Source organism: Methylobacterium sp. HJ2, from assembly GCF_056431005.1.
The window spans coordinates 192896-214750 of record NZ_JBWJYM010000007.1 but is presented as its reverse complement, the minus strand read 5'-3'; the positions used below and the strand labels follow the sequence as shown (position 1 = coordinate 214750).

Genomic DNA, 21855 nt, shown 5'->3' with positions numbered 1-21855 from the left:
CCGCGCGCAGCGCCCGGAACTCCGGCCACGCTTGAATCGCGGGCGCGATTGTCGGCAAAATCCCCCGGAACCCTATTCTCGGGCTGGCGAATTTGGGCCACAAGGGCCGCCTGCGCCGGCCGTTCAAGAGCCGGTTTTTCGGAGCGAGACGCCGATGGGCGCAATCAGCAAGCACGGGCCCTGGGCCCTCGTGGCGGCCCTCGGCGCCGCCGCCCTGTCCATCGTCGCGGTCGAGCGCGGCGAGGCCGTCAACGCCCTCTGGCTCGTGGTCGCGGCGGTCTGCGTCTACCTGATCGCCTACCGCTACTACTCGCTCTTCATCGCCGAGAAGGTGATGCGCCTCGATCCGCGGCGCGAGACGCCGGCGGTGCGCCACAACGACGGGCTCGACTACGTGCCCACCAACAAGACCGTGCTGTTCGGCCACCACTTCGCGGCGATCGCGGGGGCGGGCCCCCTGGTCGGGCCGGTGCTCGCCGCCCAGATGGGCTACCTGCCGGGCATGCTCTGGATCCTGGCCGGCGTGGTGCTGGCGGGCGCCGTGCAGGATTTCGTGGTGCTGTTCGTCTCGATGCGGCGCGATGGGCGCTCGCTCGGCGAGCTGATCCGGGCCGAGCTCGGCACCGTGCCGGGCATCATCGCCCTGGTCGGCACCTTGCTGATCATGGTGATCCTGCTCGCCGTGCTGGCCCTCATCGTGGTGAAGGCGCTGGCCGAGAGCCCGTGGGGCACCTTCACGGTGATGATGACCATCCCGATCGCGATGCTGATGGGCGTCTACACCCGCTACATCCGCCCGGGTAAGATCGGCGAGGTCTCGATCCTCGGCTTCGTGCTGCTGATGGCCGCGATCCTCTACGGCCAGAACGTCGCGGCGAGCCCGGTCTGGGGGCCGGCCTTCACCTTCACGGGAACGCAGCTCTGCTGGCTGCTGATCGGCTACGGCTTCGTCGCCTCGATCCTGCCCGTCTGGCTGCTGCTCGCCCCGCGCGACTACCTCTCGACCTTCCTCAAGATCGGCACGATCGCGGGCCTGGCGGTCGGCATCGCCTTCGTCGCCCCGCACATGCAGATGCCGGCGATGACCCGGTTCGTGGACGGCTCGGGCCCGGTCTGGTCCGGCCAGCTCTTCCCGTTCCTGTTCATCACCATCGCCTGCGGCTCGGTCTCGGGCTTCCACGCCCTGATCTCGTCGGGCACCACGCCGAAGCTGATCGCCAGCGAGGCCGATGCGCGCTTCATCGGCTACGGCGGCATGCTGATGGAATCCTTCGTGGCGATCATGGCCCTGATCTCGGCCTGCGTGATCGATCCGGGCGTCTACTTCACCATGAACTCGCCGGCCGCCCTCGTCGGCACCACGCCCGAGACCGCCGCCGCCGCGGTGACCAAGCTCGGCTTCACCATCGCGCCCGAGACCATCACGCAGACGGCCCAGGACGTCGGCGAGCACACCATCATCTCCCGGGCGGGCGGCGCCCCGACGCTCGCGGTCGGCATGGCGCACATCATCTCCTCGGCCATCGGCGGCAAGGGCATGATGGCGTTCTGGTACCATTTCGCGATCCTGTTCGAGGCGCTGTTCATCCTCACCGCGGTCGATGCGGGCACGCGCGCCTGTCGCTTCATGGTGCAGGACCTCATCGGGCTCGCGGTGCCGTCGTTCAAGGAGACCGCGTCCTGGGTGCCGAGCATCCTGGCGACGGCGATCGCCGTGAGCGCCTGGGGCTACTTCCTGTACCAGGGCGTCACCGACCCGCTCGGCGGCATCAACACCCTGTGGCCGCTCTTCGGCATCTCGAACCAGATGCTGGCCGCGGTGGCGCTGACGCTCTGCACGGTGGTGATCTTCAAGATGAAGCGCGAGCGCTACGCCTTCGTCACCATCATCCCGACCGTGTGGCTCTGCATCTGCACCCTGACGGCGGGCTGGCAGAAGATCTTCTCCACCGACGCCAAGATCGGCTTCCTCGCCCATGCCGACCGCTACGCGAGCGCGCTCGCCGAGGGGAAGGTCCTGGCCCCGGCCAAGACCGTCGACCAGATGAGTCAGATCATCCTCAACGACCGGATCGACGCCGCGCTCGCCGCGATGTTCATCGGCCTCGTCGTGGCGATCGCGGCCTTCGGCATCCTGGCCTGCGCCCGTGCCTTCCGCGCCGACCGCTGGACGGCGCTGGAATCCGATGCCCGCGCCATCCCGGCGGAGTGACCCGATGCAGCCGTCGCAGGGATTGATGGATCGCTGGAAGACGCTCCAGAAATGCGTCTGCGACGGCGCCCGCCTGATGGTGGGGCAGGGGGATTACGCGGCCTATGCCGAGCATATCCGCCGGACCCATCCGGACCGGACGCCGATGAGCGAGATCGAGTTCTTCCGCAACCGGGAGAACGCGCGCTTCGGCGTCGGCAACACCAGCGGCTTCCGCTGCTGCTAGGGCGCTCTCCGCCGAAGCGGGTGCCGCTTCGGTGCGAGGCGGCCCGGCGCAGCGGCGGGCGCGGGTTTCATACGGCCTTCGGCACCGCGGGCCGATGCCGGCCGACCCCCGCCTTCCGGGGCATCGCAGCCAGATCCGGCTTGATCAAACCCCGCTCCGCATCCGTCGGGGAGGCCTGGAAGCGAGCCTTGCGTTCGGAGGCGCGGCCCCTGCGCACGAGATTTTGCGGGGCCGGGCCTCCGGGCTCGGGCACGAAACCGGCCCGCGCCGCGTTTTCCCGCCGAATCGATGCGTGTGGAGAGAGCGTGAACCATGGATGGTGAGTCTCGCGGGGACCCGACCGAGCCGAAGGCGGTGAATACCGGCGCACCGTGGGAGCGCGCCTACTGGGCCCGCCGCTTCATGGTCCCGGTCGAGCAGGTCCAGGCGGCGGTGGAGGCGGTGGGCAACGATCCCGCCCGCGTCGCCGCGCATCTCGGCCGCGACTGGCCGGGCCACGAGACCATCACCTGAGCGGGCCGCCGCGCCGGACGATCCCGGACGGTCGGGCCCCGCGCACGGATCCGGCCGTGCGCAACCGCGGGGAGCATCTTGACTTGATCCCCGCAATGCCGGCCTCTCCGCTGAACGGGAGCTTGGCATGAGCATCTTCCAGGACGCTATCCTGCGGTTCGGCCGGACGATTCTGTCCTATGCCGGGGACGCGCTGTTCCTCGAAGCCTCGGTCTCGGCCGCGGCGAACGTGATCCTGGCCGACGGCGACATCGCCGAGGAGGAGATCGAGCTCGCCATCGCCGGGATGCGGGCGAACCCGATCCTCGAGAAATCCTACGACACCCTGCGGATCGAGCAGGAGCTCTACGAAGGGATCGCCCGCGCCAAGACGCGGGCCGGGCGCCTCGAGAATCTGCGGCTCGTCCAGGCCATCGCCGACCGCCCGATCGAGCAGCGCCAGGATGTGTTCCTGATCGCCGCCGACGTGGCCGATGCCGGCGGCATCAGCGAGGTCGAGCACAAGGCGCTGGCCGAGATCGCGGCGGCCCTCCAGGTCGACAAGGACGCGCTGCTGCGCTGACGCCGCGCCGATCCTAGGGATCGATCGCCGGCTCCGGGATCGCGGGCCCTGATTCCGGGACCCGGAGGCAATCGAAAGGCACGTCCGCGCAATCCCCGCCTCTGGCCTCGTCATGCGCCGCGCGGCTAAGCTGACGCGGGACGGCAACGGTTCGTGACGAGGGCGGCGATGGATGCGGCGGGCACAGGGCTCGTCCCGCGCGACGGCGCGGTGACCTTCGACCCGCGGCTGCGGGGCCTGAACGCGATCGTGCTGAAGGGCATCCTGCTCTCGGTCGCCACCTTCGGCATCTACCGGTTCTGGTACATGACCGGCCTGCGGCGCTACTTCTGGAGCCGGACCCTCGTCGCCGGCTCGCCCGGCGAATATACCGGCACCGGAAAGGAGCTGTTCATCGGCTTCCTGCTCGCGATGCTGCTGCTCTCGGGTCTCTTCCTCGGCTCCGGCGTGGTCGCCAGCGCCGCCGCCCTGGTCTCGCCCGGTCTCGCGGCTGTTCTGGGCGGGCTGACGCCGCTCCTGCCGGTGCTGCTCGTGCCCTACGCGCTCTATCGCGGGCGCCGCTACCGGGCCTCCCGCACGCTGTGGCGCGGCATCCGCCTCGGCCAGGACGGCAGCGCCGGGGCCTACGCCGCCCGGACGCTCGGCTGGTGGCTGCTCACGGCCCTGACGCTCGGCCTCGCCTTCCCGTTCATGCGCGCGCATCTTGAGCGCTACCGGATCGATCATACCCTCGTCGGCACCAGCCGGATGCGCTCGACCGCCACCGGCCGGATGGTGCTGGGCCCCTGGCTCGCCCTCTACGCCGTCGGCCTGGGCCCGCCCCTCCTGGTCGGGCTCGCGCTCCTGTTCGCCACCGGCTTCTCGGTCTCGGATCTCCTGGTCCACCGGCCCGGCGGCGGCCCCGATGCCGTGACGACCAACCCGGCCTATGCGGGGACCGCTGTCGCCGCCCTGCTCATCGCCCTCCCGAGCGTCGCGGCCATCTGCCTGCCCCTGGCGCTGCTCCTCGTCCCGCTCTACCGGGCTCGCGAGGTCCGGGCCTTCCTGAATGCGGCCAGCCTCGGCGACGTCCGGCTGGTCTCGACCCTGACGGGCCGGGCCTTCTACGGGCCCTACCTGCGCTTCGCGCTGATCGCGGTCGGCCTCGTTGTCGGGGTCGCGCTCCTGGGCGTTCTGGCGGCCGTGGCCGGCGCCCTTCTGAGCGGGGGCGCGGTCGGAGCAGGTCTTGACGTCAAGGCGGCGATCGGCCCGCTCCAGGCGCTCATCGGTCTCGGCATCTTCGCGACCGGCCTCGGCGTGCTGCTGGCCCTCGCCGTGTTCAAGGTCCGGGTGATCCAGGCCGGCCTCTGGGGCGCGGTCGCCCGCAGCACCGGCGTCAGCGATCCGGACCGGCTCGCGGCGATCGTCGCCGCCTCCGGCCCGGCCGGCAGCGGCCTGCAGGAGGGCCTGGCCGACGCGCTCGACGTCGGCGGCGCCCTGCAGATCGGGTTCTGATGCGGATTGGGCTGCGATGACGGGCGCGGCGGACGCTCCGCTCACGGCCTCGGGGCGCTACTTCGACGGCCTGAGCGCGCGCCCGCATCCGGTGACCCTGCGGCTCGGAACGGGCCTCAGCCTCAGCGGCCCGGGGATCTCGCGCGAGTGGCACCTCCTCGATCTCCGGGCGGCGGCGTCGGAGCCGCCCTTGATGCGGGTCGGGCCGGTGGGCGAGGCCGGCCGGGTCGAGTTCACCGACGCCGCTCTGGCGGCGGCGCTCGCCGCGCGCTGCCCCGACCTCGCCCTCCGGGACGGCGAGCGGGGCACGGCGCGGCTGGTGCTCTGGTCGGTCGCCGCCGCTGGGGCGCTCCTGCTCGCCACGCTCCTCGGCATGCCGGCCGCGGCCCGCCTGGCGGTCCGGTGGGTGCCGGCCTTCGCCGAGGAGCGCCTCGGCGCCGCGGTCGAGACGCAGGCGGTCCGCCTTCTGGGCAGCCCGAAGGCCTGCACGGAGCCGGCCGGCCGGGCCGTGCTCGACCGCCTCCTCGCCCGCCTCGGCGAGCAGGCCGGAGAGGGCCGGGATCCGGCGCTTCCGTCCGGCCCGCGGGTCGCGGTGCTGCGCCACGCCACGGCCAACGCCCTGACCCTGCCGGGGGGGCGGATCCTGGTCCTCTCCGGCCTGATCGCCGAGGCGCGCAACGCCGACGAGTTCGCCGCGGTGCTCGCCCACGAGCTCGGGCACGTCGCCGCCCAGGACCCGACCCGCGCCCTGATCCAGGCCTCGGGGACCGCCTTCGTGCTCAGTCTCGTTCTCGGCGACCTCACCGGCTCGACGCTGATCGTGGGGCTGGGACAGGCCGCGCTCCAGGCCGGCTATACCCGCGAGGCCGAGCGCGCGGCCGACGCCTACGCCGTCGACGCGATGGCGCGGGCGGGCGGCAACGGCGCGGCGCTGGCCGACATCCTCGAGCGCATCGCCCGCGACGAGCCGGACGGCCTCGCGCTGCTGCGCAGCCATCCCTTCACCCGCGAACGGGCCGCCGCGATCCGCGCCCGGGCCGGCCCGGAGGCGGGGACGCGCCGCATCCTCGGTCCGGTGGATTGGGCGCTCCTGTCGGACGTCTGCGCCTCCGCGCCGCAGGCGCAACCGATCCGCCACCTGCGACACGGCGGCCCGCCCGGGCCGGCGGACATCCTGCAGAAACACGCCTACCCCCGGTTGTGATAGAGGGATCGGCGCGGCGCGGACCTCCGCACGCCGCCCGATCCCGGTTCGGACGCCATCGAGGGACGCTCGGAGACGGAGCGCGGAAGACCGCATGGGCCTCGTTCAGTACGCGCTGAAGTTCCGCATCACGGTCTACGTGCTGGCCGTGCTGATGACGCTCGGGGGCACCGCCGCCGTGGTGGTGACGCCCAAGGACGTGCTCCCCGTCGTCGACATCCCGGTCGTGGTCGTGGTCTGGACCTATACGGGGCTCTCGACCTCCGAGATGGAGCGCCGCATCACCACCTACGCGGAGTTCTCGCTCTCCAACAACGTCAACAACATCAAGCGCATGGAGTCGACGACGCTCCAGGGCACCGCGGTCCAGAAGGTCTATTTCGACGACGACGTGAGCATCGATCTCGCGATCTCGCAGACCGTCTCGGCCATGAACTCGATCCGCGCCACCATGCCCCCCGGCGTGCAGCCGCCAATCGTGCTGCGCTTCTCGGCCTCCTCGGTGCCGGTGATCCAGCTCGCCATGACCTCCACCAAGGAGAGCCTCACCAAGGTCAACGACTACGCCCAGTACCGCATCCGCCAGCGCCTCGTGCAGGTGCCGGGCTCGACGCTGCCCTCGCCCTTCGGCGGCACCCCCCGCCAGATCATGGTCGATCTCGACCTGCACGCGCTCCAGGCGCTCGGGCTGACGGCCCTCGACGTCACCAACGCGATGTCGGCCCAGAACCTGACGGTGCCCTCGGGCCTCGCCAAGATCGGCGAGCAGCAATACCCGATCCAGCTCAACGCCACCCCGGAGGCGATCGAGGCGCTCAACCAGATCCCGATCAAGACCGTGGCCGGCCAGCCGGTGCTGGTGCGCGACGTCGCCTACGTGCGCGACGGCGGGCCGCCCCAGGTCAACATCGTGCGCTCGGACGGGCTGCAATCGGTGCTGATGCGGGTGTTCAAGAACGGCACCGCCTCGACGCTGGACGTGGTCAACAACGTCAAGAAGGCGCTGCCCGAGATCCGGGCCGCCGCGCCCGAGGGCATGTCGATCAAGCCGCTCTTCGACCAGTCGGTCTTCGTCACCGCGGCGATCGAGGGCGTGCTGCACGAGGCGATGATCGCCGCCGGGCTCACCGGGCTGACGATCCTGCTCTTCCTCGGCTCCTGGCGCTCGACGATCGTCGTGCTGATCTCGATCCCGCTCTCGATCCTGACCTCGCTCGCGGTGCTCGCGGCGCTCGGCGAGACCATCAACGTGATGACGCTGGGCGGCCTCGCCCTCGCGGTCGGCATCCTGGTGGACGACGCGACGGTGGCGATCGAGAACACCTACCGGCTGTTCGAGGAGGGCGAGCCCTTCCGCAAGTCCGTGGTCGAGGGCGCGGCCAGCATCGCCAAGCCGACCCTGATCTCGACGCTGTCGATCTGCGCGGCCTTCACCTCGGTCTTCGCCCTCACCGACACGCCCCGCTACCTGTTCACCCCCCAGGCGCTCGCGGTCGTGTTCGCGATGCTGACCTCCTACCTGCTGTCGCGCACCCTGGTACCGGTGCTGATCGACGTGCTGGTGGCGCGCGAATATGCCGAGCACCACGGCGGCGGCGCTCCGGAGCGCCGCCGGGGCCGCATCGCGCGGGCCTTCGGGTTCGTCGGGCGCCCGGTGGTGCGGGCGGCCGGGGCGTTCCGGCAGGGCTTCGAGGCCCGCTTCGCGCGCTTCCACCGCGGCTATCTCGGGCTGCTCCACGTCGTCCTGCGCCGCCGCATCGCCACGCTCGCCGTCGTGGGCCTCGTCTTCGCCGGCACCGGCGTGCTGTTCGTCTTCGTCGGGCGCGACTACTTCCCGCAGGTCGCCTCGAGCCAGATCACCCTGCACCTGCGCACCCGCCCGGGGATGCGGATCGAGACGGCGGAGCAGACCTTCGCGGCGGTCCAGGCGGCGGTGCGCGAGGTGATCCCGCAGGGCGAGATCGAGCAGGTGCTCGACAACATCGGCCTGCCCTCGAACAACTACAACTTCGCCTTCTCGGACGGCTCGTTCGTCGCCTACAACGACGGCCAGATGCTGATCAGCCTGCGTGAGGGCCACGGCTCGACGGCGCTCTACACCAAGCGCCTGCGCGAGGTCCTGCGCGAGCGCTTTCCCGACCTCGTTGTCTACGTCCAGCCCTCCGACATCATCACGCAGATCCTGAATTTCGGCACCCTGTCGCAGATCGACGTCCAGGTCTCGGGCCGCAACACCGCCAAGGACCTCGACGCCGCGCAGAACATCGTCCGCCGGCTGAAGGAGACCCGCGGCGTGGTCGACGTGCATCTCCACCAGATCGTCGGCACGCCGCAATTCTTCGTCGACGTCGACCGCCGCCTCGCCTCGGAGCTGGGGCTGACGCAGCAGCAGGTGGCGCAGGGCCTCAACGTCTCGCTGGCCGGCTCCTTTCAGGTGACGCCGAACTTCTGGTCGGACCCGAAGACCGGCATCCCCTACCAGCTCTGGGTGCAGACCCCGGAATACCGCAACGATTCCCTCACCGCGCTCCGCAACACCCCGCTTCTCGTCCAGGGCGCGGGCGACCAGCCGGGCGTGCTGACGCTCCTGTCGAGCGTCGCCGATTTCCGGCGGGAGGGCGTGCAGACGGTGATCGGCCACGTGAACACCGCGCCGACCTTCAACATCTACGCGGCGGTGCAGGATTCCGATCTCGGCTCGGTCGCCGCCGAGATCCAGACCATCGTGGCCGAGGAGCAGAAGGCGCTGCCGGCACCCGACAAGATCACCGTCCGGGGCCAGATCGAGAACATGGAATCGGCCTTCTTCCGCCTCGGCGTCGGCCTCTCGATCGCGCTCGTCGCCGTCTACCTCCTGATGGCGGTGAACTACCAGAGCTGGGGCGATCCCTTCGTGGTGCTGCTGGCGCTGCCGCTCGCCTTCTGCGGCATCGTCACCAGCCTGTTCATCACCGGCACCACCTTCTCGATCCCCTCGCTGTTCGGGGCGATCATGTCGGTGGGCATCGCCTCGGCGAATTCCATCCTGCTCGTCACCTTCGCGCGCGAGCACCGGGAGGCGACGGGCTGCTCGGCGCTGGAGGCGGCCCTGCTCGCCGGCGACACGCGCCTGCGGCCGGTGCTGATGACGGCGGGGGCGATGTTCCTCGGCCTGATCCCGATGGCTCTGGGCACCGGGGAGGGCGGCGAGCAGAACGCCGCGCTCGCCCGCGCGGTGATGGGCGGCATCGCCTTCGGCACGCCCTCGACCCTGCTCTTCGTCCCCTTCCTCTACACGCTGCTGCGCAGCGCGCCGGTCCAGGCGCCGGCGGATTACCTCGAGGCCGAGGAGACGGGCGCGTCGGCGGCCGGGGCCTGATCCCGGCCGCTCAGGCCGCGCGGCGCGGAACCAGCGCCGCGACGGCGCCGGCGAGGTCCGAGAAATGCCCGATGACCCGGTCGGGCCCGAGCTGGTCGACGGGCACGTCGGTGTAGCCGAAGGTCACCGCCACCACCGGCACCCCCGCCGCCTTGGCGGCGTCGATGTCGGCGCGCGAATCGCCCACCATCACGGCGCGGGCCGGATCGCCGCCCGCCCGCTCGATCGTCAGGGTGATGTGGCGCGGATCGGGCTTGTGAAACGGGAAGGTCTCGCGGCCGCAGATCGCCGCGAAGCGCCCGGCGATGCCGAGCTTCTCCAGGAGGTCGATCGCCAGCCCCTCGACCTTGTTGGTGCAGACCGCGAGGCGGAACCCGTCCGCCTCCAGCCGGTCGAGCGCCTCGGTCAGGCCCGGATAGAGGTGCGAGCTCCCGCAGATGTTCTGCCCGTAATGCGCGATGAAATCGAGGAAGAGCTGCTCGTGCCGCTCCGGGCTCAGCGTGGCGCCGGCCGTCTCGAAGCCGCGCCGGATCAGCGCCTTGGCGCCCGCGCCGATCAGGTCGCGCGCCTCGGCGAGGGGTAGCTCCGGCAGGCCCTCGCGGACCATCAGGACGTTCAGGGTGCCGACGAGGTCGCCCGCTGTCTCGGCAAGCGTGCCGTCGAGGTCGAACACGGCGATCGGGGGCAGGGACATCGGCTCTCTCGGTTGTGGGTCGCGCCTCGCTAACCCTCCGCCGGCGCCCCCGCAACCGGGCGTGCCGGCGCGCGGAAGCCCCGTGCGCCCCGGCGGGTCGCGCATCCCGCCGCGGGATCCGTTCAGCGGGGGCCGGCGCGGCGCAGGCCGTCCGCCAGCGTCGCCCGCGCGGTGTCGAGCGCGATGGCGACGGCCGTCATCGTCGGACCGTCCGGCGTGCGCTCGCGGCTGTAGCGCACCGCGTCCGCGGCCAGCGCGTCGACCTCGGTGGTCAGCGCATCGAGCTCCGTCCCGTCGCGGCTCGACCGGGCGAGCCCGGCGACCTCCAGCAGCCGCTCGACGATCTCGTCGATGCGCTCCCGGCGCAGCCCCGCGAGGCGCTGGCGGATCCAGGCCAGGACCGAGACGAGGCCGCCCGCGATGGCGCCCAGCAGGTAGAGGGTATCGCCGTAGCGATCGACGAAGCCGTGCTGCTCGCGCTCGAAATAGTCGATGGCGCCCGGATGGATCGGGATGCGCGCGCTCGTCGCCGCCGCAGTGGTGTCGTAGGCCGGGGCCTGGATGTACTCGGCGGCGTCCGTCGTCTGGGCGGCCGCGGTCCGCTTCTCGAACAGCATCTGGGTCACGTCGGCTGCGACCGCGCGGCTCAGCGAGGCCCGCGCCACCAACCGGTAGGAGGCGCCCACCGTCTTCACGTCGTCGGCCGGAAGCTTCGGGTCTCCGCCGAACAGGCCGCCCGGCACGCTCACCGCCTGGAGCCGCGGGAAGCGTTCGATGATGGCGTCGTCGTCCTCGACCGCGACGAATTCCACCTTGCCGGTGCGGGCGACCGAGCGGACGGCGCCGACGAGGGCGAGCGCCTTCGGGGCCGACGGCGCGATGATGCTCACGAAGGCGTCGATGCGCTTCTCGCGGAAGGCGGCGGCGACACCCTCCTGGTCCACCCGGACGAGCTGCACCGCCCGCTCGCGGGCGGCGGCGCCCGGCTCCTCGAGCGGCAGGCCGAAATAGCCCAGGATGCTCTTGAGCAGGGCGAAGTCGGCATCCCGGTGCGCCGCGATGCCGAGCCGCTTGCCGGCGAGCTTCGGGAAGCTCCGGATGCCGGCGCTCTCCGGCGAGACGATGATCATCGCCTGATCGCGCAGGATGGCGAGGGTCAGCCCGTTCGTCGGGAGCAGGACGTCCGGCCGCACCACGGCGAGGTCGGCGCGCCCCTCCTGCAGGGCGGCGGCGCTCTCGCGCACGTCGTCGAACGACAGGATCTTCAGGCGCACGCTCTCCCCGCCCGCATCGAGAGCGTCGGCATAGGCCTTGATCAGGTCGGGCTCGGTGCCGTCCCGCGGGGCGACCGCGATGGTGAGCACCGTGGCCTGCAGCAGGTACCAGGCCGCGACCGCGCCCGCGCCGAGGAGCGCCACCGCGGCGGCTAGAAGCGTCTCCCGGCGCAGGAGCCAGCCGGCGGCCCGGCGCGCGTCGAACCCGCCCGTGCGGATGGGGGGCTCGGACGTCTCCGACGCCCGGTCCCGGCGGAACGGGCTCGGCCGATCGCTCGGCGCCGCGTCCCCGTCTCTCTGCCCCGTCCCGTCGATGACCGACGCCCTCCCGTCGCTGAGATGCCGGCGCTTCCGCCGGGCGGCCGGCGCTCAAGTCCCGGTTCCGGCCGCGGTTCCGTTCCGCACCCTTCACATGCGCGCGAGGATCTTGCGCGCGAGGCGCGTGCGGATCCTGCCCGCGCGAGTCACGCCCGCGCCCTCAACTTGCCCGATTGAGCGCCGAGAGGACGCCCGCCACATTCGGACCCGCCCATGACCGTTCGCCCGACGCTTCCCGCCCTCGCCCTCTGCCTCGCCGCCACGGGGGCGGGGGCGGCGTCCTTCGAGTTCGTGCCGGCGCCCCAGGCCGATCTCAACCGGATGTACCGGGTCGACAAGGTGACGGGCGAGGTCACCTCCTGCCAGTACGGGCTGCAGGAGAGCGGCGGCGGCATCGGCCTCACCGTCTGCTTCCCCTCCGGCGAAGGCGCCGGGGCGCAGCCGCCCTCGGAATACGGGCTCGTGGCGACGCGCCACACCCGCGAGGCCGGGGTGTTCCGGGTGAATTACCGCACCGGCGAGATGAGCATCTGCTTCGTGCTGGTGAAGAAGGGGCAGGTCGTCTGCACGCAGCAGGCCAACCCCGCCGCCGACGGCGCGGCCGAGGCCCCGTCCGCGGGTCCCGGGTCGGGCCGCGCCGGGGCCGGGGCCACGCCCTCGCAGGGTGGCCGGCCCTGACCCTGCCGCCTCGCCGCGACGGTTCCGATCCGGGCGCCTTCATGCTAGGGCCGGCCGCGCTTGCCGGGCATCCGGCGCGAGGAACGCCGTCGTGGTCCCACTCTCCCCTTCGATGATCGCGCCGAGCCGCGACGGGTGTGCCTGAGATGAGCGGTCCCGACCTGCGCCGCGCCGCGGCCGAACGTGCCCTGGCGCTGATCGAGCCCGGGATGCGGCTCGGCCTCGGAACCGGCTCGACGGCGGCGGCCTTCGTGACGCTCCTCGGCGCCCGGGTGCGCGCGGGGCTCGACGTGGTCGGCGTGCCGACCTCGGAGGCGACGCGGATCCAGGCCGAGGCGGAGGGCATCCGCCTCGCCACCCTGGAGGAGCTCCCCGAACTCGATCTGACCATCGACGGCGCCGACGAGGTCGATGACGACCTCCGGCTGATCAAGGGCGGGGGCGCGGCGCTGCTGCGCGAGAAGATCGTCGCCTGCGCGAGCCGCCGCATGGTGGTGATCGCCGACGCGGCCAAGCGCGTCCCCACCCTCGGCGCCTTCCCGCTGCCGATCGAGGTCAACGTCTTCGGCCACGCCGCCACCCTGCGCGCCGTCGAGGCCGCGATCCGCCGGGCCGGATGCGCCGGAGCCCTGCGCCCGCGCCTCTCCGCCGACGGCAGCCCGCTCCTGACCGATGGCGGCCACCGCATCCTCGACGCGCATCTCGGCGCGATCCCCGATCCCGAGGCCCTCTCCGCCGCCCTCTGGGCCGTGCCGGGCGTGGTCGAGCACGGCCTGTTCCTCGGGATCGCCGCCGCGGCGATCCTCGCCGAGGCGCGGGACGGCGCCGCCCACGTCACGGTGCTCGGATCCCTCGGATGAGGCGCACCCGGCCTCGCCCCGGCGCCCCACCCGCTCACCCGCCCCTCCCGGAAGGCCAACCATGACCCGCCGCCTCGTCGCGACCCTGGCGCTCCTCGCCCTGCCCAGCCTCGTCCTGCCCCCGCTCGTCCTGCCCGCCGCCGCCGCCGCGCCGGCCAAGCCCGCGGCGGCGCCCGCCAAGCCCGCGGCGGAGCCGGCCAAGCCCGTGACCTCGGGGCCCAACGCCAACCACCTCGCCCTCGCCCGCGAGGTCATGCTCTCCTCCGGCATCGCGCGCTCGTTCGATTCGGTGCTGCCGGCCTTCGGCGACCAGATCCGCCAGCAGAACCTGACCCGGCCCGAGCTGTCCAAGGACCTGAACGAGGTCCTGGCCGGTCTGCAGCCCGAGATGGAGCTGCAGAAGCAGCGCATGGTCGACATCGCGGCGCGCATCTACGCCGACAAGCTGAGCGAGGCGGAGCTGCAGGACATCGCGGCCTTCTTCCGCTCGCCCGCGGGCAAGCGCTACGTCGAGACCCAGCCGATGCTGCTCGACCAGATGGTGCAGGCGATGCAGAGCTGGACCCAGGAGGTCTCCGAATACGTGATGGTCCGCACGCGCGCCGAGATGGGCAAGCGCGGCCACCAGATGCAGTAGCCGGACGCCGATGCGTGCCCCTTCGGCCTCCGCACGCTTCGAGGCCGCGGGCGCGGCCCTCCTCGCCCTGATGCCGCTCGTCATGGCGCTGGCGAACCGCTCGAGCCCCCTCGTGGTCGGGCTCGCCGCGACGGCCTTCCTGGCCGGGCGCCTGCTCGGCGACCGCCCCGCGCTGAGGCCGCTCCTGCTGGCGCCGCTCGGCACCCCGCTCGGGCTGGCGAGCCTCGCCTTCCTCGCCTTCGCCCTCGTCTCCTGCGCCTGGAGCCCGTTCCCGGACGCCTCCGCCCGGGCGGCGCGGGAATTCCTGCCGACGCTCGGGGCGGCCTACCTGCTGGCCCGCCTCGCCCCGGGGCGGATCCCGACCTTCGCGCCGCGCCTCGCCGCGGGCGCCGCGCTCGTCGCCGCGCTCTCCATCGCGGTGGGGCTCGCCGCCGGCCTGCCGGTGCAGGCTTGGCTCGGGCAGCGGGTCGCCGCCTTCGTGTTCAACCGGCCCGCCATGACCCTGGTCCTCGTCGCCGGGCCGCTCGCCCTGCTGCTCTGGCGCCTGCGCCGACGGGTCCTCGGCCTGCTCGCCGCCGCGGCGGGCGTGATCGGGGCGCTCGGCTCGATCAGCGGCGCCGCCATGCTGGGGCTCGCCGCGGGGCTCGGCATGGCCGGGCTCGCCGCCGCGCTGCCGCGGCGCGCCGCGATCGCGCTGGCCGGACTCGGGCTCGGGCTCGCGCTGGTCCTCGCCCCGGTCGAGGGCGATCTCCTCGAGCGGTTCATGCCCGAGGCGGCGCATGCGCGCCTCGTGCAATCCTCGTCGCGGGCGCGCGTCGCGATCGCCCGCAGCTTCGGCGCCGCGGTGGCGGCCGATCCCTGGCGCGGGGCCGGGTTCGGGGTGGCGCCGCGCTTCGCCGAGACGCCGGTCGCCGCGCGGATCGACCCCGACCTGCGGCCGATGCTCGCCGTCGGGCACCCGCACAACAGCTTCCTGCAGGTCTGGGCCGAGCTCGGCGTTGCGGGGGCCGCGCTGCTGGCGCTGGTGCTGATGCTGACGCTGCGGGCCATCGCCCGGCGCGAGCGGGGCCCGCGCGCGGTGGCGCTCGGCCTCGTGGCGGCGGCGGCGGCCATCGCCTGCGTCGAGCACAACGCCTGGGCGGCGTGGTGGACGGCCGGGCTCGGGGCTGCCATCACCTGGCTCGCCGAGGCTGAACGGACCCGACCCGCATGAGCGACTTCGACTGCGACCTCTTCGTCATCGGTGGCGGCTCGGGCGGGGTGCGGGCGGCGCGGATCGCGGCGGGCTACGGCGCGCGGGTCCGGCTCGCCGAGGAGTACCGGGTCGGCGGCACCTGCGTGATCCGCGGCTGCGTGCCCAAGAAGCTGATGGTCTATGCCGGCCGCTTCGCCGACGCCTTCGCGGACGCGCCCGGCTTCGGCTGGGACGTCGGCACCCCGCGCTTCGACTGGAGCGTGCTCAAGCGCCGCCGCGACGCCGAGGTGACGCGGCTGGAGGGCATCTACGACGCCAACCTCCTGCGCGCGGGCGTCGAGATCCACCCGGAGCGGGCGGTGATCGAGGATCCCCACACCGTGCGCCTCGTGGGCTCCGGAACCCGGATCCGCGCCCGGATCATCCTGGTCGCGGTCGGCGCGCATCCGGTGAAGGAGCCGCTGATCCCGGGCGCCGAACTCGCCATCACCTCGAACGAGGTGTTCGAGCTGGAGACGCGGCCCGAGCGCATCCTCGTCGTCGGCGGCGGCTACATCGCGGTGGAATTCGCGGGGGTGTTCGCGAGCCTCGGCACGCAGACGACGCTGCTGCACCGGGGCGACCGGCTGCTGCGCGGCTTCGACGACGAGATCCGCGACGCGCTGGGCGAGGCCTACGGGCACCGGATGGACCTGCGCCTCGGCCGCACCGTCCAGCGCCTCGACCGGGTCGAAGGCGAGCGCCCCGACCGGGACGGGGGCGCGATCCGCGCCACCCTCGACGACGGCACGAGCCTCGTGGTCGATCAGGTGCTGGTGGCGACCGGCCGGCGCCCCAACGTCGCGGGCCTCGGCCTCGAGACCGTCGGCATCGGGCTCGACGCGGCGGGCGCGATCCCGGTCGACGCCTATTCGCAGACCTGCGTGCCCTCGATCTACGCGGTGGGCGACGTCACCAACCGCGCCAACCTCACGCCGATCGCGATCCGCGAGGGCCACGCCTTCGCCGACACGGTGTTCGGCGGCAAGCCGGCCTGCGTCGATCACCGCCTGATCCCGACCGCGGTGTTCTCCACCCCCGAGATCGGGGTCGTCGGCCACAACGAGGACGTCGCCCGCGAGATCTACGGCGCCATCGACGTCTACAAGGCCGCGTTCCGGCCGATGCACGCCACGCTGTCGGGCCGGCAGGAGCGCATCCTGATGAAGGTGCTGGTCGAGCCCGTGAGCGACAAGGTCGTCGGCGTCCACATCTTCGGGCACGATGCCGGCGAGATCATCCAGGCGGTGGGCATCGCGGTGACGATGGGGGCCACCAAGGCGGATTTCGACCGCACCGTCGCGGTCCATCCCACCGCCGCCGAGGAACTCGTCACCATGCGGGTGCCCGCCGTGACCAAGCGCCCGGTCGGCGTCGGCTAGCGGGGGCCGCGCCGCGATCGGGGCCGGCGCCGACCCGCGACGCGCCGGGGGCTCGACGCGGGCCGCGGCCGGGCCATATCACCGCCATGGGCAAGCGGGCATCCGGCAAGGGCAATTCGAGCGACGACGCGCATGCGCGCCGCCAGGCCATCATCGACGGCCTGCTGGCCGATGCCATGCGCCCGGCCTTCAGCTACCGCCTGCCTAGCCTCGACGCCCTCGCGGCCGATATCCGCCGCGCCATCGACGTGCTGCTCGCCAAGGCCGAGCGCCAGCGCAGCCGCTGCCTGACCTACGGGGACCTGGAGGAGGCGCTGCCCCCGCGCGACGTCTCGGCGGAGGACCTCGAGGCGATCTTCTGGATCCTGGCCGAGCACGGCATCGAGGTCGAGGACGGCGAGCCGTAGGACTTCGGATCGGTTCGAGGGACCGGCGCGCCTCCCGCCGATCTGTGGGCGAACCGGTTCCCACGTCGACATCGGGCCTCTCTCGGATCGCGTGCGAGGCGCGGGATCGTCCCTCCCCCCTCTGCGGGGGAGGGTGCCGAGCGCAGCGAGGCGGGAGAGGGGAGCGCCGGTGCAGGACGGCGATCTGCATCGACGCTGCGCCCTTGCCGGAAGCCGGGCTCCCCTCTCCCGTCGCCCTTCGGGCGCCACCCTCTCCCGCGGAGGGGAGAGGGACGCGCGGGCTTCATCCGCGATGTGTGAACCTCATAGCCCGCCGATGGGCGCGGGAGACGACGATCGGCGGAAACGCCGTGTGAACCCGCCCCGAAGGCGTGCCGGCGGACCGCACGCAACCACCCGCCCGAGCCGCCCGTTACCCGCCCGCGAGCCGGAGCGCCGGCCAGTGGGAGGACATCATGGGTCTGCTCGATTCGGTGATCGGCGGCGTGCTCGGGCAGGTTCTCGGCGGCGGGCGCCAGGGCCCCGGCGGGGCGGGCCACGGCGGCCAGGGCGGGGCCGGCGGCATGCTCGGCGGCGCGATGTCCCCGATCGTCAAGGCGCTGCTGATGCTGCTGCTCGCCAAGGGCGCGAGCGGCGGCTTCGGCGACATTTTTGGGCGCGGCCATGCGGGTGAGCCCGGCCCCGAGGCCGACCGCTCCGGCGGCGGCCGGCCCGCGCCGCGCGGCGACGCGGGCACCGGCGGCTGGGACCAGGATGGCGGACGCCGCGACGCGCCGCTGCCCCCCGGCGATTTCAGCGACCTCTCGGGGATGCTCGACGGCCCGGGCGACGGGCAGGCCCCGTCCCGCGCGCCCGGCGCCGGCCCCTACGCCCAGCTCGACACCGAGCCCGGCGACCATCCTGATCTCGGCGGCCTCGACGGCCTGATCGAGGGGTTTCGCAAGAACGGCCTCGGCGACGTGATCGAGAGCTGGATCGGCCACGGACAGAACCGCCCGGTGGAGCCGACCCGCCTCGCCGACGCGCTGGGCTCCGATACGGTGAGCACCCTGGAGCGCGCGACCGGCCTGGACCGCAACGCGCTCCTGTCCCAGCTCGCGGAGGTTCTGCCGGAGGTGGTCTCCCAGCTCACGCCGCAGGGGCGGGTGCCGGGGGAGGGGGAGCGGCGGGGGTGGTGAATCTGATTTGCTATTTTATCAAAAACTCACATTACTCAATTTCATAGATTAAAGTTAGAACAATGCGTGAAGATATTTATTTCGGGATGCGTCTAAGTAAAATATACTTCAAGAATGGGAAAAGCATAAATCTAAAATCGAATAGCATCATCCTTTTAACCGGTCCGAATAACTGCGGGAAAAGTCAAACATTAAAGGAAATTATACAATTCGATCCGACAGAAAATAAGCTTGTAGATAAGATGGAGTACGAAATTATTGGAAATAAAGATCTTATGTGGCAAGAAGTATTAAACGACACAACTTTGGCTTCTAATAGATCTTATTTTAGGGCAGAGATCGGCGATAATTTTTCTGGAATTGGTCGTGTAATTCTGCAAAATAAATCGAACCCGGCAGTTAGGAGGGTATTGTTACAATCTTTGCTTTCAAATATTACAACTGCAAATCGTTTATTTCGTATTCGTACAACGCCGTATGACGAAAACTTTCATCCCTTGACTGGAATGCCTCCCGCACCACAAGAGCTAAAATACCTCTATGAAGACGATCAGTTCGAAGAGGAATTTTTTGTGGCAGTGCAGAAGGCATTTGGAAAAGGAGCGGTAATTGATAAACACAATTTTCAAAGTCATAAATTGCATTATTTAGATAAATCAGAGCGAGAATCAGTTCCAGCGGTACGCAGTCGTGATTTTGCTAAGTGGTTTTCGGAAAGACCCTTGCTGGATAATCAGGGAGACGGTGTTCGGTCTTTTTGTTCGGTATTGCTTTCGGTTATGGCGGGGCAAAAGCCACTTGTCTTAATCGATGAGCCTGAGGCCTTTCTTCACCCCCCGCAGGTTAGGGAACTAGCGCGGGCGATAGCTAAGAACGCTGCTGAGCGCACGCAAATCATAATTGCGACTCACTCAACTGAATTTCTTCAAGGACTTATCGATTTTGCTCCAGAGAGAACTCAAGTTGTACGATTATCACGGCCAAAAGCTAATCCTCCGTGTTGTACTAAAGTTAGTGTGTTGAGGTCAGAAGATGTTTCGAATTTTTGGTCCGACCCGCTTTTGAGAATATCTGATGCATTGTCAGGGTTGTTTCATGATGCGTCGGTGCTTGTTGAAGGAGATAGTGACGCAACGTTTTTTAGGGCAATGTATGATCAGCTTGCTCCTGAAGAAAATTCGCGAAAGCCTGATGTTCGCTTTTTCCACTGTGGTGGTAAGCCGCGAATATATAAAATTGTGAAATCTCTGAGATCCATCGGTATACCTGTCATAGCCGTTCTAGATATCGATATATTGGATGATTGGGGAAATATTTTTCGACTTGTTGAAGCCTTCTCAGGCAAGCCAGAATTGATAAAAATAAATGTTGAACGCATATCTAGCTTTGTTTTGAAAAGCGCAAAGTTGAGAACAAAATCGGAAATTATGAATTTAATTGATAATGCGTTTTGCAATTACGATGACAACCAAACGGTCTTGGAAGCTGATTTGGAGATGGCAAAGCCTGCTCTAAGACCTAAATTGCCATGGCGCGAGATCAAAAAAGGAGGCAGTGCATACTTCGACGAGAATGGGTTGGGCAACGATTATAAGACAATTCAGAATTATTTAAGTGATCTGGGTATTTTGATCAATGATGTTGGCGAATTGGAAGGTTATGACAAGACGATTGTTGCAATAAAAAGGCAATGGCTTGAACAAGTTATGCAAAAGAACCTGATCACAAGCCCGGAGTTAGCCAAGGCTCGTGAGTTTGTTGAACGAATCCGGAAAAACGTACAGGGCCAGCAATCAGAATAAATAAGTTTACTGCTAAACCCGCCGCATCACCAAGCTGGCGTTCGTCCCACCAAACCCGAATGAGTTCGACAGCACGACATCCACCGACTTCCGCTTCGCTTCGTGCGGCACGAGGTCGATCTTGGTCTCGACGCTGGGGTTGTCGAGGTTGAGCGTCGGCGGCAGCACGCCGTCGCGGATGGTGAGGATCGAGAAGATCGCCTCGATGGCGCCGGCCGCGCCGAGCAAATGGCCCACCGCCGACTTGGTGGAGGACATCGAGGCGTTGGCGGCGGACTCGCCGAGCAGCCGCTCCACGGCCTTCAGCTCCAGCTCGTCGCCCATCGGCGTCGAGGTGCCGTGCGCGTTGATGTAGCCGATCTCGGACGGCGAGATGCCGGCGCGCTTCACGGCCGCGCTCATGCAGCGGAAGGCGCCGTCGCCGTCCGGGGACGGCGAGGTGATGTGGTAGGCGTCGCCCGAGAGGCCGTAGCCGACCACCTCGGCGTAGATCCGGGCGCCGCGGGCCTTGGCGTGCTCGTATTCCTCCAGCACCACCACGCCCGCGCCCTCGCCCATGACGAAGCCGTCGCGGTCGCGGTCATAGGGGCGCGAGGCCTGGGTCGGCCGGTCGTTGAAGCCGGTGGAGAGGGCGCGGCAGGCGGCGAAGCCCGCCAGCGAGAGGCGGTTCACCGGTGATTCGGCGCCGCCCGCCACCATCACGTCGGCATCGCCCAGCGCGATCAGCCGGGCCGCGTCGCCGATGGCGTGGGCGCCGGTGGAGCAGGCGGTGACGACCGCGTGGTTCGGGCCCTTCAGGCCGTGGGCGATCGAGATCTGGCCCGAGGCGAGGTTGATGATGCGGCCGGGGATGAAGAACGGCGAGACCCGGCGCGGGCCCTTCTCGTGCAGGGTGATCGAGGCGTCGTAGATGCCCCCGATGCCGCCGATGCCGGAGCCCACGAGCACGCCCGTGGCGCATTGGTCCTCGTGGCTCTTGGGGTGCCAGTCGGCGTCGTCGAGCGCCTGCTGGGCCGCGGCCACGGCGAAGACGATGAAGGGATCGACCTTCCGCTGCTCCTTCGTCTCCATGTAGGCGTCGGCGTTGAAGCTGCCGTCGCTGCCGTCGCCGAGCGGCACCTGGCAGGCGATCTTGCAGGCGAGATCGTCGGTCTCGAACGAGGTCACCCGCGCGGCGCCGCTGTCGCCCGCCACCAGCCGGCTCCAGGTGTGCTCGACCCCGCTGCCGAGCGGCGTGACCATGCCCAGACCCGTGACGACCACCCGACGCATCGCGTTATCCCGTACCGATTCCACCAGAACGAATAACGGCGCGCGGGGCGTTTGGCCCCGTCCGCGCCGCGATTTTTGCGAGAGCTCGACGCCTCAGGCGGCCGAGTTCTTCTCCAGGAACTTCACCGCGTCGCCGACCGTCTGGATGGTCTCGGCAGCGTCGTCCGGGATCTCGACGTTGAACTCCTCCTCGAAGGCCATGACGAGCTCGACGGTGTCGAGGCTGTCGGCACCGAGGTCGTCGATGAAGTTCGCGCCCTCGACCACCTTCTCGGGCTCGACGCCCAGGTGCTCGACAACGATCTTCTTCACGCGCTCAGCGATATCGCTCATCGTTTCCGGTCCTCGTCTTCTTGTCGTCTGTGTGTGTTGCGTGGTGAAGGCGCCGTTGCCATTGATCCCTGGGTCGAGACCCTGCCGGACCGGCATGCGGATGGCGGGCCCCATTCCCGTCATCCCGGAACTCACGGGGTGCGTTTGGACTGGTATCCCGCTCCGCCGTCAACCCCCTTGCCCGGCAGCCGGGGTGTTAACACAGGGTTTCGGCGCT

At 69.8% G+C, this 21855-nt stretch carries 19 protein-coding genes; 15 read left to right on the top strand and 4 right to left on the bottom strand.

Features of this window, described 5'->3' with window-relative positions:
• Positions 1 to 154 precede the first annotated feature (154 nt).
• The 7 genes from ACS5RC_RS18095 to ACS5RC_RS18065 all read left to right on the top strand — a co-directional run bounded on the left by ACS5RC_RS18095 (position 155) and on the right by ACS5RC_RS18065 (position 9569).
• Positions 155 to 2212 carry a carbon starvation CstA family protein gene (locus ACS5RC_RS18095; RefSeq protein WP_478345285.1) on the top strand — a complete coding sequence of 686 codons (2058 nt, stop codon included), beginning with the start codon at positions 155 to 157 and terminating at the stop codon, positions 2210 to 2212.
• Positions 2213 to 2216: 4 nt separating this feature from the next.
• Positions 2217 to 2438, top strand: a complete 222-nt coding sequence (locus ACS5RC_RS18090) for a YbdD/YjiX family protein (protein WP_478345284.1) — start codon at positions 2217 to 2219, stop codon at positions 2436 to 2438.
• Between the two features lie 312 nt (positions 2439 to 2750).
• The gene (locus ACS5RC_RS18085; protein ID WP_478345283.1) at positions 2751 to 2951 is read left to right on the top strand and encodes a DUF3606 domain-containing protein; all 201 of its coding nucleotides are present in this window, start codon (positions 2751 to 2753) and stop codon (positions 2949 to 2951) included.
• A 127-nt stretch (positions 2952 to 3078) separates the two neighbouring features.
• Positions 3079 to 3513 (top strand): Tellurite resistance protein TerB, encoded by a 435-nt coding sequence (locus ACS5RC_RS18080; protein ID WP_478345282.1) that lies wholly within the window; start codon positions 3079 to 3081, stop codon positions 3511 to 3513.
• Positions 3514 to 3681: 168 nt separating this feature from the next.
• Positions 3682 to 5007: a DUF898 family protein gene (locus tag ACS5RC_RS18075; RefSeq protein WP_478345281.1), complete on the top strand. Its 1326-nt coding sequence runs from the start codon at positions 3682 to 3684 to the stop codon at positions 5005 to 5007.
• 16 nt (positions 5008 to 5023) lie between these two features.
• The gene (locus ACS5RC_RS18070) at positions 5024 to 6211 is read left to right on the top strand and encodes a M48 family metallopeptidase (protein ID WP_478345280.1); all 1188 of its coding nucleotides are present in this window, start codon (positions 5024 to 5026) and stop codon (positions 6209 to 6211) included.
• A gap of 94 nt (positions 6212 to 6305) precedes the next feature.
• Entirely contained in the window at positions 6306 to 9569 is a 3264-nt protein-coding gene (locus ACS5RC_RS18065) for an efflux RND transporter permease subunit (protein ID WP_478345279.1), read from the top strand.
• Between the two features lie 10 nt (positions 9570 to 9579).
• On the opposite strand, the gene ACS5RC_RS18060 is transcribed toward ACS5RC_RS18065, so the two are convergent.
• Positions 9580 to 10263, bottom strand: coding sequence for an HAD family hydrolase (locus ACS5RC_RS18060; protein ID WP_478345278.1), 684 nt, complete (start codon positions 10261 to 10263; stop codon positions 9580 to 9582).
• Positions 10264 to 10385: 122 nt separating this feature from the next.
• The gene (locus ACS5RC_RS18055; protein ID WP_478345277.1) at positions 10386 to 11681 is read right to left on the bottom strand and encodes a TAXI family TRAP transporter solute-binding subunit; all 1296 of its coding nucleotides are present in this window, start codon (positions 11679 to 11681) and stop codon (positions 10386 to 10388) included.
• A gap of 387 nt (positions 11682 to 12068) precedes the next feature.
• On the opposite strand from ACS5RC_RS18055, the gene ACS5RC_RS18050 reads away from it, so the two are divergent.
• The 8 genes from ACS5RC_RS18050 to ACS5RC_RS18015 all read left to right on the top strand — a co-directional run bounded on the left by ACS5RC_RS18050 (position 12069) and on the right by ACS5RC_RS18015 (position 20033).
• Entirely contained in the window at positions 12069 to 12533 is a 465-nt protein-coding gene (locus ACS5RC_RS18050) for a hypothetical protein (RefSeq protein WP_478345276.1), read from the top strand.
• Between the two features lie 146 nt (positions 12534 to 12679).
• The gene (rpiA, locus tag ACS5RC_RS18045) at positions 12680 to 13393 is read left to right on the top strand and encodes a ribose-5-phosphate isomerase RpiA (protein ID WP_478345275.1); all 714 of its coding nucleotides are present in this window, start codon (positions 12680 to 12682) and stop codon (positions 13391 to 13393) included.
• Positions 13394 to 13454: 61 nt separating this feature from the next.
• Entirely contained in the window at positions 13455 to 14030 is a 576-nt protein-coding gene (locus ACS5RC_RS18040) for a DUF2059 domain-containing protein (RefSeq protein ID WP_478345274.1), read from the top strand.
• Positions 14031 to 14040: 10 nt separating this feature from the next.
• Positions 14041 to 15243 carry an O-antigen ligase family protein gene (locus tag ACS5RC_RS18035; RefSeq protein WP_478345273.1) on the top strand — a complete coding sequence of 401 codons (1203 nt, stop codon included), beginning with the start codon at positions 14041 to 14043 and terminating at the stop codon, positions 15241 to 15243.
• The gene (gene gor / locus ACS5RC_RS18030) at positions 15240 to 16646 is read left to right on the top strand and encodes a glutathione-disulfide reductase (protein ID WP_478345272.1); all 1407 of its coding nucleotides are present in this window, start codon (positions 15240 to 15242) and stop codon (positions 16644 to 16646) included. Before ACS5RC_RS18035 ends, gor begins: the two co-directional genes overlap by 4 nt.
• An 86-nt stretch (positions 16647 to 16732) precedes the next feature.
• A complete protein-coding gene (locus tag ACS5RC_RS18025; RefSeq protein ID WP_478345271.1) occupies positions 16733 to 17053 on the top strand; it encodes an RNA polymerase sigma factor region1.1 domain-containing protein in 321 nt (106 codons plus the stop codon).
• A 455-nt stretch (positions 17054 to 17508) separates the two neighbouring features.
• Positions 17509 to 18231: a YidB family protein gene (locus tag ACS5RC_RS18020; protein WP_478345270.1), complete on the top strand. Its 723-nt coding sequence runs from the start codon at positions 17509 to 17511 to the stop codon at positions 18229 to 18231.
• A 62-nt stretch (positions 18232 to 18293) separates the two neighbouring features.
• Entirely contained in the window at positions 18294 to 20033 is a 1740-nt protein-coding gene (locus ACS5RC_RS18015; protein ID WP_478345269.1) for an ATP-dependent nuclease, read from the top strand.
• 12 nt (positions 20034 to 20045) lie between these two features.
• Here ACS5RC_RS18015 and fabF read toward each other — a convergent pair whose 3' ends face one another.
• Together fabF and ACS5RC_RS18005 are read right to left on the bottom strand one after the other, a co-directional pair.
• The gene (gene fabF / locus ACS5RC_RS18010) at positions 20046 to 21305 is read right to left on the bottom strand and encodes a beta-ketoacyl-ACP synthase II (protein WP_478345268.1); all 1260 of its coding nucleotides are present in this window, start codon (positions 21303 to 21305) and stop codon (positions 20046 to 20048) included.
• 93 nt (positions 21306 to 21398) lie between these two features.
• Entirely contained in the window at positions 21399 to 21638 is a 240-nt protein-coding gene (locus tag ACS5RC_RS18005) for an acyl carrier protein (protein ID WP_066926221.1), read from the bottom strand.
• Positions 21639 to 21855: the final 217 nt, after the last annotated feature.